This is a genomic window from Caryophanon tenue, from assembly GCF_001700315.1.
GTDB lineage: Bacteria > Bacillota > Bacilli > Bacillales_A > Planococcaceae > Caryophanon > Caryophanon tenue.
In genome coordinates, this window is record NZ_MASJ01000017.1 from 1 (window position 1) to 14,008 (window position 14,008).

11 protein-coding genes and 1 pseudogene are annotated in these 14,008 nt (G+C 38.4%); 5 read left to right on the forward strand and 7 right to left on the reverse strand.

From position 1 onward, the window contains the following. Window positions 1-243: 243 nt before the first annotated feature. Window positions 244-1,667, reverse strand: a pseudogene (locus A6M13_RS09170) (NADP-dependent glyceraldehyde-3-phosphate dehydrogenase). Window positions 1,668-2,041: 374 nt separating this feature from the next. Beyond that, the gene (locus A6M13_RS09175) at window positions 2,042-2,863 is read right to left on the reverse strand and encodes a methyl-accepting chemotaxis protein (protein ID WP_066545208.1); all 822 of its coding nucleotides are present in this window, start codon (window positions 2,861-2,863) and stop codon (window positions 2,042-2,044) included. Between the two features lie 274 nt (window positions 2,864-3,137). Here A6M13_RS09175 and A6M13_RS09180 point away from each other — a divergent pair, with 274 nt between their 5' ends. The 3 genes from A6M13_RS09180 to A6M13_RS09190 all read left to right on the forward strand — a co-directional run bounded on the left by A6M13_RS09180 (window position 3,138) and on the right by A6M13_RS09190 (window position 6,332). Then, entirely contained in the window at window positions 3,138-4,529 is a 1,392-nt protein-coding gene (locus tag A6M13_RS09180) for an aspartate ammonia-lyase (protein ID WP_066545209.1), read from the forward strand. A 398-nt stretch (window positions 4,530-4,927) separates the two neighbouring features. Next, window positions 4,928-5,668 (forward strand): 3-oxoacyl-ACP reductase FabG, encoded by a 741-nt coding sequence (gene fabG, locus A6M13_RS09185; protein ID WP_066545210.1) that lies wholly within the window; start codon window positions 4,928-4,930, stop codon window positions 5,666-5,668. Between the two features lie 106 nt (window positions 5,669-5,774). Beyond that, a complete protein-coding gene (locus tag A6M13_RS09190) occupies window positions 5,775-6,332 on the forward strand; it encodes a TVP38/TMEM64 family protein (RefSeq protein ID WP_066545211.1) in 558 nt (185 codons plus the stop codon). Between the two features lie 60 nt (window positions 6,333-6,392). Here the strand turns inward: A6M13_RS09190 and A6M13_RS09195 are convergent, their stop codons facing one another. Continuing rightward, complete coding sequence (locus A6M13_RS09195; RefSeq protein WP_066545213.1) at window positions 6,393-7,208, reverse strand: TIGR04104 family putative zinc finger protein; 816 nt, start codon at window positions 7,206-7,208, stop codon at window positions 6,393-6,395. Next, window positions 7,198-7,692, reverse strand: coding sequence for an RNA polymerase sigma factor (locus A6M13_RS09200; RefSeq protein WP_066545215.1), 495 nt, complete (start codon window positions 7,690-7,692; stop codon window positions 7,198-7,200). The genes A6M13_RS09195 and A6M13_RS09200 overlap by 11 nt, the downstream gene beginning before the upstream one ends. A 165-nt stretch (window positions 7,693-7,857) precedes the next feature. Between A6M13_RS09200 and A6M13_RS09205 the strand changes: the two genes are divergently transcribed. Both A6M13_RS09205 and A6M13_RS09210 read left to right on the forward strand, forming a co-directional pair. After that, the gene (locus A6M13_RS09205) at window positions 7,858-8,445 is read left to right on the forward strand and encodes a hypothetical protein (RefSeq protein WP_066545217.1); all 588 of its coding nucleotides are present in this window, start codon (window positions 7,858-7,860) and stop codon (window positions 8,443-8,445) included. 55 nt (window positions 8,446-8,500) lie between these two features. Beyond that, entirely contained in the window at window positions 8,501-9,532 is a 1,032-nt protein-coding gene (locus A6M13_RS09210) for a C45 family autoproteolytic acyltransferase/hydrolase (RefSeq protein ID WP_066545219.1), read from the forward strand. A gap of 40 nt (window positions 9,533-9,572) precedes the next feature. Here the strand turns inward: A6M13_RS09210 and A6M13_RS09215 are convergent, their stop codons facing one another. The 3 genes from A6M13_RS09215 to A6M13_RS09225 form a co-directional block, all read right to left on the reverse strand. Beyond that, a complete protein-coding gene (locus A6M13_RS09215; protein ID WP_066545221.1) occupies window positions 9,573-12,416 on the reverse strand; it encodes a DEAD/DEAH box helicase in 2,844 nt (947 codons plus the stop codon). Window positions 12,417-12,426: 10 nt separating this feature from the next. Then, complete coding sequence (locus tag A6M13_RS09220) at window positions 12,427-12,816, reverse strand: (deoxy)nucleoside triphosphate pyrophosphohydrolase (RefSeq protein ID WP_066545223.1); 390 nt, start codon at window positions 12,814-12,816, stop codon at window positions 12,427-12,429. 110 nt (window positions 12,817-12,926) lie between these two features. Further along, on the reverse strand, window positions 12,927-13,817 hold the full coding sequence (locus tag A6M13_RS09225) for a tyrosine-type recombinase/integrase (RefSeq protein WP_066545224.1): 891 nt from the start codon (window positions 13,815-13,817) through the stop codon (window positions 12,927-12,929). Between the last annotated feature and the right edge of the window lie 191 nt (window positions 13,818-14,008).

Below are 14,008 nucleotides of genomic sequence, written 5' to 3' on the forward strand. Positions count from 1 at the left end.
CGCCGATGCTTTGTTCAATTTAGAGGGGGTTTTGTCCCAGCCTCTTTTTACTTTTGTCATCCTATACAGTTGAGCAGGTAATTTTTTTAGCACGAATATAAAGAAAAGTTTCTCGCCTCCTATTGTACGAACCAATGTTTACACAAGAACTTTATACTGTATTGCCTGCAGTTTACTGTGGGTGCAAATTTTTATAAATCAAACAATTAATACATTAAACAATTTATTTATAAATAGATAAATTCATATAGATAAATTTAAAATGGTTACTTTTTCACGTGTCATCGATAATAAACTATTTTTCACACCTTGGGCACCCATGCCTGATTTTTTTGTGCCGATAATTGGAAAGTGGTCAGGGCCGCGTTCTGTGCGTTGGCAATTGCGAACGCACGGTCAAGATTTTCTGTAAAAATACTTGCTTGTAAACCATATTCAGAGGCATTCGCCAGTGCAATGGCTTCCGCGTCTGAAGTGACACGAATAATCGGGAGTACCGGCCCAAATGGTTCTTCCCAAGCGATGCGCATGTTTTCAGTCACATGGTCAAATAATGTAGGTGCGATAAGATTATGTTGTCGTGTACCACCAGTGACAAGTGTCGCTCCTTGCTCGATTGCATCAGTAATTAGCCCTTCAACAAAATTGGCAGAAGCATCATCAATTAACGGTACAACGGTACAGCCATCTTCTGGGCGACCAACTGCTAGCTTTTTAATTTCATCATGTAATAAATCGACTAGTGCATCGGCAACTGATTCATGTACAAGGAGACGTTTTAATGCCGTACACCGTTGACCAGCATACGAAAATGCACCGCTAATAATTTGAGGAGCAATTTTCGCTAAATCAGCATCTTCACAAATGATGCCAGGGTCTTTGCCACCTAGCTCTAGTACGAGCGGAATCATTGTCGCTTTCTTGGCTAAACGCATGCCGGTATTTGTCCCGCCTGTAAAGGAAATCATATTAATGCCAGGATGTTCAACTAAATAATCACCAATTTCAGACCCACGACCTGTTACGGTATTTAGTACACCTTTAGGAAGCCCGGCTTTATGTAATGCTTGAATCATTTTAAGGCCGCTCATAGCCCCTTGTGTTGCAGGTTTAAAAATGACACTATTTCCCATCATCAGTGCTGGCGCTAATTTAGCAGCTGCTAAATTAACTGGATAGTTAAATGGTGGAATCGCTAACACGATACCAATTGCGACCCGTTCAACTACGGCAATTTTTGTACGACTGCCACCAGGGAACTGGTCGCCACGTGCACTTTCCCCATTTAAATGTAGTGCTTCTTCAACGGTATAGCGAATTAAATCAACTGTTCGTAAAACTTCATTTCGTGCGTCCTTTAAATTTTTCCCTACTTCTTGCATAATGAGCTGCGCAAGTTCATCTTTCATATGGAGCAGTTCATCTGCCCAGCGATATAAATAATGGGCACGTGTTTGAAGTGGCAACGCTTCCCAATCTTTTTGTGCTGCGTGAGCATAGACAATGGCTTCATTTACGTCTTGTTTTGTCATCGCTTGAATGTATCCAATGGGCTTTCTTGTTGAAGGTGAATACAGCTCAATCGTAGTGTTAGATGCATTGTTCACCCATTGTCCATTTATATAGCTATGGTATACGGGCAGATCGTGTGTTGTTGATGTTGTCATCATAATAAAACATTCCTCCCAATCGGTATTTGATAGATCATTTATGCTGCAGCGTCCTAATAAACATGTACTATATAAATGAGGGTTGAAAAACGTCCCTTTAAAAAGTAACGCGTCCCTCATTAGAAGTATTGTAGCAGAGGGGGAAATGAAGTATAATAAAATATTTTGAATAATCTAAAAATTATACTGTAAAATAATGAACTAATTGTGTGCAGAAAATGAGGATAACTGATAAAAACGCTATTGCTACATCGTAATCAAGTGGCTAAAATTTTTATAGTTTCTTCCTATTATAATAGTAGAAGAATGGTTAGCGAAAAACAGTATGTGTGCATAATAAAAGACAGCGAATTCATCGCTGTCTTTTATCATTATTTTGATTCGGTCATCATTAACAATTTTGTGACATGCTCTGTAATATTTTCGTACGCGCCTTCTAGTTCGTACATACTTGCAGAGAATTGTTGAGTGAAAGAGGCAATTTGTGTTGTTGTAGTTGTCACGACTTCAACGGAGCTACGAATATGTTCTAGCTGTGACGCAATTTGGTTGGCACTTTCTGTACTATTTTGCGCCATTTTTTGAATTTCATTGGCGACGACCGCAAAGCCACGACCATGTTCACCAGAGCGAGCAGCTTCAATCGAGGCATTTAAACCGAGAATTTTAGACATTTGAGCAATTTCTTTTACGAGCTGTACAATACTATGAATATGACGAATATCTTGATTCATTACATCTGCATAGTTCACTAAGCCGTCTAGCTGTTCCGAGACGTCACTACTTGCGGCAGTCAGTTCACTGTTTGTCGCAATCATCTGTTCGACAGCACTTGATAATTCATTGGCGACGAGTCGTAGTGTATTCATTTGATCATTAGAAATGACAACGCTTACAACTCCGATCAATGTAGTGCCATCAAAAATGGGCTGTGCTGTTGCAATATACGCAACGCCAAATTTTTCAGGACCTTTTTCTTCTTTCGTAAAACACTTTGTACGTAAAGCATATTCTGTCACTGTATTCGTAAAGTCTTTGATCTTCGTTCCAACTTGAATATGTAAATCAATCGTCTTGCCTGGCAAATAGCCAATGATTTCTTCTGTATTAGCGACAATAATACACGCATCATCTGGGAATGTAGTTTGGTACATCGGCATTGCTTCTATGACAGTTTGTAATTTTGGATGCAAAATGCCACCTCCTTTAAGTATTAGTTTTATTCTATTTTAATTTTCATACATTTACAATTATTCAGAAGGTTAAAATTTTACAATATAATCAAACTATTGGACTAAAAAAATTTGCGTTTTTGTACACAATTTGCTCGCTATTTTACTAAAATGCTGTATACTAGCATAGAGTAGAAACAGCTTATCGCATATGCTGGAAATATTTCTACATAAAAACAATCAAAAAATTTTACTAAAACATGTACGTTAAAAATTTTAAGGAGAGCGATTTTACATGACACCGCGTATCGAAAAAGACTTTTTAGGGACAATGGAAATTCCGAAAGAAGTTTATTACGGCATTCAAACAATGCGCGCACGACAAAACTTCCCAATCACAGGTTTAACAGTAGACCCGGAGCTAATCCGTGCGTTTGCGATCGTTAAAAAATCAGCTGCACAAGCCAATGCAGCAACAGGGAAGCTAAATGCGGAGCTTGCTGATGCGATTGTGCAAGCAGCAAACGAAATTATCGACGGCTTATGGCACGACCAATTTGTTGTTGACCCAATTCAAGGGGGAGCAGGTACTTCATTAAACATGAATACAAATGAAGTGATTGCTAACCGAGCACTTGAAATTTTAGGACATGACAAAGGTGCTTCATCAATCATTAGCCCAAACTCTCATGTTAATATGGCACAGTCAACGAACGATGCATTCCCAACAGCGATTCACGTATCAACTGTTGCATTATTAATCGAATTATTAAAAACGATGGAATACATGGTGGAAACGTTTGAGGCGAAAGCCCAACAGTTTGACCATATTATTAAAATGGGGCGTACACATTTACAAGATGCTGTACCAATCCGTTTAGGTCAAGAATTTTTAGCATATGCGAAAGTATTACGTCGTGATATTAAACGTATTAAGCAAACAAAAGAAGATTTATATGAAATTAACTTAGGTGCTACAGCCATCGGTACATGTTTAAATGCAGATGCAGCGTATATCACATCAGCAGTTGAATTTGTACGTGAAAACACTGGTTTACCATTTAAAGAATGTGAAAACTATGTAGATGGTACACAAAATACAGACATTTATACAGAAGTGTCAGGCGCACTTAAAATTTGTATGTTAAATATGTCGAAAATCTGTAATGACCTACGTTTAATGGCATCAGGGCCAAAAGCAGGTTTTGCTGAAATTAAATTACCAGAGCGTCAACCAGGTTCTTCAATTATGCCAGGGAAAGTAAACCCAGTAATGCTGGAAGTTGTTAACCAAATCGCGTTCCAAGTAGCTGGAAATGATGCGACAATTTCAATGGCATCAGAAGCAGGACAATTTGAGCTAAATGTAATGGAGCCAGTATTAGTATTCAACTTATTACAATCAATTCGTATTATGACAAATGGCTTCGAAGCGTTTACAGAGTATTGTTTAAAAGATATTGAAGCAAATGAAAATGTACTGCGTGCAAACGTAGACCGCAGTATCGGGGTTATTACAGCGATTGCACCACACGTTGGTTATGAAATTGCATCAAAATTAGCCCGCGAAGCGTTAGAAACAGATGAATCTGTACGTTCTTTATGCTTAAAGTATGAATACTTTACAGAAGAACAAATTGACGTTATTTTAGATCCGTTCCGCATGACAACATTACAAACGAAATAAAAATAAAAGAAATTGAGACAAAAAGAAATATCTTTCAGCAACGACAACTGCTGAAGGATATTTTTTTGCTTTTGGTGCTCCTCCTGCAGATGTCGCCGCTTGTGTCGGGACGCACCCGCACATTTTTTTCACCTCCATACATTCATTTTAAATAGGGCCTATCCGAGCCTCTTTGTTTATATATTGAAAAAAATAGAAAGTGGGTATTTTATTATTGAAACATACAATTTATTAGTAGTATTGGGCTAGTAGGTTACTACAATCGCTTATTTTATGCATTATATTCTTTTTTTGTATTTATTTTAAAATAAAAAGTTTATTTGGATAAAAATGTAGGTAATGTAGTGGTAGGTGTTTAAAATGAGCGCTGAGTAACATATTGCAGGGGGATGTTTTTTATGCGTTTAGAGCAAAAAGTAGCCATTATTACAGGTGGCGCAAAGGGAATTGGTGAAGCGGCTGTGCGACGATTTAGTGACGAAGGGGCAAAAGTGGTCATTGCGGATATGGATGATGCAGCAGGTGAAGCGTTAGTTTCATCATTAACAGATGCAGGAAAGGACGCCATCTATGTTCAAACAAATGTTGCCTCAAGTGAGAGTGTAGCTAATTTAGTCGAAAAAACAGTAGAAGCGTTTGGAACAGTTGATATTTTAGTGAATAATGCAGGGATTACAAGTGATGCGATGCTGACGAAAATGACGGCAGAACAGTTCGAGAAAGTATTAAGCGTTAATTTAACGGGCGTGTTTAATTGTACACAAGCAGTTGTGCCTCTTTTTATTGAAAAAGGCTACGGTAAAATTATTAATACATCATCTGTTAGCGGTGTATATGGTAATGTCGGGCAGACGAATTATGCGGCAACAAAAGCAGCGGTAGTCGGCATGACGAAAACGTGGGCAAAAGAATTAGGGCGTAAAGGCATTAATGTAAATGCCGTTGCACCAGGCTTTACAAAAACGGATTTAGTGGCGAAAATGCCTGCGAACATTATTGAAAAGATGACGGCAGTTGTGTCACAGCAAAGATTAGCAGAGCCAGTTGAAATTGCGAATGCTTATTTATTTTTAGCCTCGGATGAAGCTGGTTATATAAATGGTCACGTGCTGCATGTAGATGGTGGCATTATGATGTAAAGATGAAGCACGTGTTATCTGAAAAGAGCACGTGCTTTTTTGTGATTGTTGGAGCGCATATGGTAAAATAAACGTTTACAGTGAATTTAAAGAAAAGAGAGCAATTATGGTAGATGCATTAGTAGTGTTGTTACAAACAAATCCTGCTCTTGGCTTAGTAATCAGTTTTTTATTAATTGCTGTACTCGCATGTGTGCCATTTATGCCAACACCATTTGTGATTGTCGGACTGGCGACACAGTTTGATTGGTATATAGCAGCACTTGTTAGTATCGGCGGTAGCGTGTTTGGCTCGCTTATTATGTATAGTATTAGTAAATACTGGTTTACGTCTTGGGCACAAACGTATATCCAAAAGCGTCCGAAATTGAACGCATCAAGTAAGCTCGTAGCACAACATGGATTTACAGCAGTGTTAACAGCACGTGTATTGCCGATTATGCCATCAGCTGCCGTAAATGTTATTGCGGCGATTGTACATGTTCCGTTTATTGCATTTTTGGTGGCGACAGCGATTGGCAAAATGCCGAATACGATTGTGTATGCGCTAGCAGGAAGTGGTTTAGAGGAACATTTTAGCACAACATTATTAGCGATAATGATTTATATCGTTTGTGTGGGCGGCATTGCACGCGTTGTGAAGCAGCAAATTGGACGAAAATGAGCATTTGAACAACTAGACAGCCGCGAAAAGATATACATTTTCGCGACTGTTTTTTTGTGTTTACCAAAGAGGTGGTGGGAGGTCATTGTCTTCTGCTTCAATATATTCTACGCTATAGGGCATAAAGGCGCAGAATAAATAAATAATCATGGCAATAAATAAAATGGTAATCACCCAAACATTTAAGTCTATCATACGTACAAGTAGCGCGAAAAATGGAAAGCTTAATGTGTTTACAAATGACAGCTGATTTTCTTTTGGATTAATATATATTTTTTCATGACAATGTAAGCAGCGAATTGCTTTTAAACGGAATGACGTTTTCATAATTTCACGGTGTGTAAATGTAGTTTGGCAATGTGGGCAATGTTGCCGTACACGTTTACGAATAAGAAATTGAGTAACAGATATATACGTAAGGAATAGTATGCTTCCGAACAGGCCATGTGTAATATAGTCAGAGTGAAATAAACCGTTTGCTGTCCAAATAAGCGCCATACACGTAAGAAGTATCGTGGTACCGATGAAATTGCCCTGCCATGATTTGAAAAATTGGCTGAAGCGATGTTTGCGGCGTTGTGTATGTGCGGTCGCGACAAAAAAGCCGTAGCTAACCATTAATAAAAGCTGACTGCTAGCCGCATAAATTAGTTCTTCTTTTGATAAATACCAAGCAAGTGTAGCGGCTTGAACGGTGGACGTTGCAGAAGGGCTAATGAAGCTAAGTGCAATACAAGCGAGTGCGACGGCTGTAAAGCTTACATAGAGAAGCGGCATACGGTAAGAAGTCGTTCGTTTTTTACGTATATTTTTTTTGACATCTTCTTTACGGCGAAATGTTAACGTCTGAAGTTCGTCTTTCCATTTATGCATCATGTAACACCTCCCAAGAAATATGTGGTAGCTGGTCTTTTAATTTATGACGGGCTCGTTGTAAGCGAGATTTTACAGTCGATAAGGGCAAATCACATAATGTCGCAATCTGTTGCACGGATAAATCTTCATAGTAATAGTGAAGTAACACTTGGCGATATTTTAATGGTAGTGTTAATACAGCTGCTGTAATTTCTTGGCGCTGTTCGGTTTCAATAAGTTGCTGTTCAACGCTCGTCGTTGTGAATTGGTCGAATAATTGCATCGTTTTGTAACGAAGGCTTCGTGTGCAATCAATGCTCCGATTAATGGTCATCTTTGTTAAATATGTTTTCACGGAAGCATGCCCTTTAAAATCTGTATGAGTGTAAAATTTAAAAAAGACATCTTGTACAACTTCTTCAGCGAGGAAAATATCTTTTGTATAAATAAAGGCAATGCGAAATAAATAGTCACTATGTTCATCAATAAGTGCATCAATATCCACTGCGATTACCTCCTTTCATAGATTAGACGGACGAATAGGCGATTTGGACGCAAAAAATAAAAAAATTGTATTTCCTTTAAACTGTTGTAAAAATAGCGACTTTTCAAGGAATTGTCAATCATTTTATGGTACGCTAATAGTAATGAACAGATAGGAGTTTTGAATATGGCAAATCCAGCACAAGTCCAATACAACGGCATGATTTTATTACATTCTTATTTACAACGTATGTATGTATATGAAAATACAAAGTTGATTTTAAACTTTAATGGCCAACCAGACGTACTGACAGAAGTGAAAGGGTTCATGGAAGAAGTGAACTTGATGGTGACGATGTTTGAAGATACGAAAATGATGGCGACAACACAATATAAACGTTTACTTGTCATTACAACACGTATTGAGGCGTTATTAAAAGACTACTTTATCGATAATGAATATGATTTTTCCTATCAAGTAGCACTGGTCGCGTCTGCATTATACGGGGAGCGTGCGATGAACTCACATGTGATACGCTTAGGAAAGATTTTTGATGTAGAAGTAAGCGCTGATTTTGAACGTCGCATTAAATTTTATGAAGAACGTACAAAAGCAATTAATGCAGTTGTGCACATTTTAAAAAATGGTGAAGAGTTGCCACAAAAAATGATTGAAACGATTCGTTTATGGTTTGACGGTGTCGATAAGCAGCGTGAAACCGTGATAAAGGATGCAGATAAAATTAAGCCGATGTTATCGTACGGCATTCAGTAAAGTAGGCGGAGGTGTCCAGTTATTGGATACCTCTTTTTTCAAAGGGGTCGATAAAATGAAGCAAGTCGCAAGTGAAGTCATTCAATTTCGCGGAACACATTATGATTTTGGCATGATGCAAGGTGAACGTTTACGCGATTCTATCTTATTAAAGCGTCGTTATGCGTTGTATAAAAGCTTACAAAAGAAATTTCATGTAAATATTACAGATGTCCAGCAACTGCTGAGACGTTTCGCACCAGGCATTGACGAAGAAATTGCAGGGCTACAAGAGGCATTACAACTCTCGACAGAAGAAGCCTATTTCCGCTTCGGTGGCTATTATGCGAATAAGCGTAGTGGTTGCTCGATTATGATGTCTCCAACGTATATGATACGTAATTATGACAATGACCCGATCACATATGATGGACGTTACGTTCTATTTGCACCGAGTGATACAGGCTATGCAACCATTGGACCGACGATGCAAGGAACAGGTCGTACAGATGGTATGAATGAGCATGGCTTAGCGATGGGCTATAATTTTGTAAACTCGCGTAGTCACGGTGATGGCTTTGTATGTAATATGATTGGACGTATTGTGTTAGAAAATTGTCGCACCGTTGATGAAGCAATCACACTATTATCAGAAATTCCGCATAAGCATGCGTTTAATTATTGTGTAGTAGACGCAAGTGGACAGATGAAAGTCATTGAGGCATCTGCGCGACGCATTGCTACATATGACGCGGTTGGATGTACGAATCATTTCCGCGTGTTAACGGAAGAAAATCGTTATACGATGGCGGATTCTCTCGCACGTGAGCAACGGATTGATCAGCAAGCATATGCGCCGATTCGCGATGCATATAATGTACTAAATGATGTGGAGGAAGGCGTTTTTGCAACAAAATATGGTGCGTGGGACGGCACCATTCATACAGCTATGTACGAGCCACAAACAAAACGTGTTGGCATTGCATTAGGTAGCAATCGCCCACCACTGATAATGCCGTTTCATAGCTGGCTACAAGGAACGGACGTTGCAGTAACGAAAATTAAAGGACAGCTCGCATCGACAAATGGCTTTGCGAATGGAGAATAATAAAACGCTAGCAGCTACAAAAATGTGCTGCTAGCGTTTTTTAGTTTGTCGTCAAATAATGATAGATCGTTTCATTTATTTCATTTTTCAGTGTAAAATGGGCAGAAACGATGGGTACTTGTCTACCGCTCTTATTTTCAGTAAGATGTTCCTCTATGTTAGTTGCTTGTGGTGTTGCTTCCCCTAAATAGTAAAAGTCAGCTCCTTCTGCACCGTCTTTTTGAATGAAAATATGAAGCGTTAATGAGTCATCATAAAAAATACGATTTTCAATAGGCGAGGTGATTTTTTTACCAGGTCGTGTAAACCATTTAAGTTCATGTGTATTTATTAATTCATCTTCATATAAGACAGCTGTATTTAATGTATCGTCTTTATGATAACGAATAAAAAGAGGACAGGTTTTCGTTGCGTCATCAATTTTATAGCCATATATAACAGAAGACATATCTGAGCGCCAATTCATTAGGCGGCAATAATCTTTTCGTGAATATTTGGCGTTTATGGTGAAAGGATTTCGATCATATTGCTCGTTATTACGAAAAGCGCAATCTAATACATCGACAAATAATGTGTGGACGTATTTATCGTCTAGTACAGCTTGTATGTCTGGATGTAGTGCATAGTGTTCTTTGACTAGCAGGAGCGAAATATGCCCGTACTTTTGTCGGGATGGATTTGTGAAAAACTTTAACGTCAGCATATTTTCGACAGATGTTAATGTTTCAGCATCACTTTGTAATTGACATTGTACAAGGAGATGTTGAAAGGCACGTTTAGAAAGTTTAGGCGTCTGTAACAACAGTTTTAATAAAAGAATTTCATGAAGCCGTTTACCATTGATAAGCTCTTGAGATACAAATGTCAGTAAATGCTGTGCTGTTGCTGACAATGTAGAAGGTTGCTTTTGGATCGTACATAAAAATTCATCATAATTCGCTTTTTTTGTTAATAAAACATGAGGGTCTAATAAACGATGCTTGATAAAGTCTACTAGTAAAGGTGTATGTCCTAAACGACGTTGTAGCTCCTCAAATTGTACGACCATATGCTTAAAGGTAATGAGTGATGGGACTTGAAGCGATTCGAAAATACGCTTTTTCGCGATTTCTTCAAAATGAATGCTCGACACACCTTTAATATATGTTGCCTCCATTGTATGCCTACGTAAATTATCTTTATTAAAGCTATAATCACCAGCTAGCGCCATTGGAATCATGTAGTTATTTTTATAATTGCCAATGAAATCAATAATTGTGACATAGCTTTTAGAGGGATGTTTCCGAAGTCCACGTCCAAGTTGTTGTAAAAAGATAATACTCGATTGAGTTTGACGGAGCATGACAATTTGATTCAACATAGGTATATCAATACCCTCATTTAAAATATCTACGGTAATCAGATGTGTAAGTTGTCCATCTTCTAGTGCACGAATCGCTTGCTCTCGCTTTTCGATATGTGTATCCCCGGTTAACGCAATCGTTCGCAAACCTTTGTGATTGAGCGCATGACTTAATGCAAGTGCTTCTTCTTTACGACTACAAAAAATAAGGCCTTTTGTCTCGCTACCGTCATGCCCATAATAATGAATTTTGTCGATAAGATGATTTATACGCTCATCCATAATTAACTGATTGAAATCCGTTTTTTCATTAATGACGAGCCCGTCTTGTTGGTAATCGGTCACGCCGAAATAATGAAAAGGACATAACATTTCTTCTTCGAGTGCTTGTTGTAAGCGAATTTCATATGCAATATTGTAATCGAATAATTGGAAAATGTTATAATCGTCTGTACGTTCAGGTGTCGCCGTCATGCCCAATAAAAACTTCGGAGAAAAATGTTCAAGCACACGTAAGTAAGAACGTGCCCCAGCTTTATGTACTTCGTCAACAATGATGTAATCAAAATGCGAACGGGTAAATTGTGCTAAAACGTCGGGCTTAGAAATAGTTTGCACTGTTGCAAATAGATAACGGCAGTCACTCTGTTTAGACGCCCCTGTTAACAAGCCAATTTCATGATCTTGAAGTTGTAAAATCGTTTTAAATTGCGCCATCGCTTTTTTCAAGATTTGTTCGCGGTGCACCACAAATAATAATGTTTGAGGCGCAACCTGTTGTACATCAAAGGCAGATAGATAGGTTTTACCAGTACCAGTCGCAGATATAACAAGTGCTCGTTGCTCACCATGATCTCGAACGGTTTGCAGTTGCTGTAGAGCTTGTTGCTGCATTTTGTTGGGCGAAATGGTTGAATATACTTGTTGTTGTTCTGCAATTTTTTGACGGAATGGGGTTTGTGGCATATAGTTTGCTGCATAATGATCCAGCCAGTGCGGTGATAGCGGCATTGCTTTTTGCCAAACATGTTCAAATTGTTGCTTAAATTTTTTTAGTAAATCGCCGTTTTGAAGTGAATTCAATTTCACATTCCACTCGTAATTTGTTTTAAGTGCACTTTGGGTTAAATTAGAACTGCCAATAATCAATGTTTCATAATGCTGTTGTTCAAAAATGTAGCCCTTTGCATGAAAACCTTCAATCGCCGTAATCCGTACTTCTACGTTTGGAATACGTAATAATTGTTCAAAAACATGAGGCTGATTAAATTGTAAATATGTAGACGTCAAAATTTTTCCATGAATATTTCGTGCTGCTAAGTCAGCAAGCGCCGCTTTTAACATCGTTAGTCCACCGGATGTAATAAATGCAACTGATATACAAAAAGATTGACAGGACAAAAGCTCCTTTAATAACGTTGATAATACATTTGTAGATGTATCATTTGTTAATAGCTTTGGCTTTAACAATTCAGTTGTCGGTTGGGTATCATTTAGAAAACCGTATTCAAGTGCTGAGCGTAAAGATTGTAAGTGTGACATAAAAAGCCTCCTATCGTTGTAGTTTCCTTACAGCAGGAATATCAGCTGCAGCCCATTCGATTTGTTGTAACTCATGTCGTGCTAACCAACGTAGTTCCGCATGTTCGGTTGCTACCGGTACGCCCTGTACAATCGATGCTTTATATGTCTCTAAACGAACGATAAATGTTTCATATTCATATGTAGTATCTTCGACTTTTTGACCAACGATGATTTGACACTGCAGTTCTTCAGCGATCTCACGCGTTAAAGCTTGCTCCGCGGTCTCACCCTTCTCAATTTTTCCACCTGGAAATTCCCATAAGTTTGGTAAAGTCATCGTTTTACTTCGCTGTGCACACAAGATTTGTTGTGCATCATTTTCGATGATTGCGCCTACGACATGTACAAATTTTTTCATATTACGTCCACTCCATTTCTTTTTCTGTAATGATAGCAGCAATTCAAAGGAAAAGGAATAATTTGTATGAAACGAAAAAGAATCGCCTATATAATAAGCGATTCTTTCCATTATAAAAACTCATCCACATCTTCTTTACGTACTTGTATGTAATGCTCCATAATGGTTTGGTGCGATTTGTGTCCGGATTGTTTCGCAATTGTTGGAATGTCTGCGCCTTTATTATACATCGATGTAATTTGGGTTTTACGGAATGTATACGGAGCAAAGCCTAGCCATTTTGTTATCATGCGATTATAACTACTTTCATGTACCTTTGTGCTATGATAGTGTCCCCATTTGTCCACTTTGCCAACAAAAAAATGTTCAGGCTGTAACGAAAATGTACGAATATAACGGTCAACGGCTTGAATGCATTCAAGCGTTAAACGTTTTTCGACCATCGAGCCTTGTTTGGTCTGCATTGTCCATACAGTGCGTGCGCGTAAATCAAAATCTTTTAGTTGGATGCGTACCATTTCTGTCGGTCGGCAAGCTGTAATTAAGTTCACTAAACAAATTGCGCGAATGCGAATATCGAGCGAATCATCTGTATCGAAGCGGTCAATGAGGCGTAGCACTTCATCTTGCTTTTCAGCGCGTTGCCCAATTTGTGGTTTCAGTCGTAAATACTCGGGCTGGTTATATAAATCACGCAGCAAACGAATATCTTCGAGCTGCTGTTCCGTTGGTTGCTGTCCGTCTGCTTTTAAATGAAATTTAATGCCGGCAAGTCTACGTTCGAATGTTGAGAATTTAATGCGCTGTTGCGTAATTGAGTGGTGCAAGTAAAGCTTTAGACTGTCATATGTATGCGCTAACATATGTTCATCGCAAAATAATACGAAATGCTTCATATCGTATTTGTAACGGTCGCGACGTTTGTCTTGTATTTTTTGTAAATCGGCTTCAGCTTGTTTTTGAAGCAGTGAGGGATGAAGATGAATAATTTTTTCTTCCATAAAAGCGTCACTCCTTCGTTCATTCATCTTCTATATTGTAACGGAAATTGAGTGGACGAACAAATAAATGCCGTGCTAGTGCGAAAGACTTTAAAAGATGGCATGACAGAACGCATAAATATGACGGAGAGTGGCATGGAAGATTTATATCTTTTGATGCGCATATAAAAAGATAACAATAATTATTTGCC

Bases quoted from the DNA above. Each gene is read 5' to 3' on its own strand.
- A6M13_RS09215 (WP_066545221.1), bottom strand. From the start codon at position 12,416: ATGTCACACTTACAATCTTTACGCTCAGCACTTGAATACGGTTTTCTA.
- A6M13_RS09210 (WP_066545219.1), top strand. From the start codon at position 8,501: ATGAAGCAAGTCGCAAGTGAAGTCATTCAATTTCGCGGAACACATTAT.
- A6M13_RS09195 (WP_066545213.1), bottom strand. From the start codon at position 7,208: ATGATGCATAAATGGAAAGACGAACTTCAGACGTTAACATTTCGCCGT.
- A6M13_RS09220 (WP_066545223.1), bottom strand. From the start codon at position 12,816: ATGAAAAAATTTGTACATGTCGTAGGCGCAATCATCGAAAATGATGCA.
- A6M13_RS09225 (WP_066545224.1), bottom strand. From the start codon at position 13,817: ATGGAAGAAAAAATTATTCATCTTCATCCCTCACTGCTTCAAAAACAA.
- A6M13_RS09180 (WP_066545209.1), top strand. From the start codon at position 3,138: ATGACACCGCGTATCGAAAAAGACTTTTTAGGGACAATGGAAATTCCG.
- A6M13_RS09205 (WP_066545217.1), top strand. From the start codon at position 7,858: ATGGCAAATCCAGCACAAGTCCAATACAACGGCATGATTTTATTACAT.
- fabG (WP_066545210.1), top strand. From the start codon at position 4,928: ATGCGTTTAGAGCAAAAAGTAGCCATTATTACAGGTGGCGCAAAGGGA.
- A6M13_RS09190 (WP_066545211.1), top strand. From the start codon at position 5,775: ATGGTAGATGCATTAGTAGTGTTGTTACAAACAAATCCTGCTCTTGGC.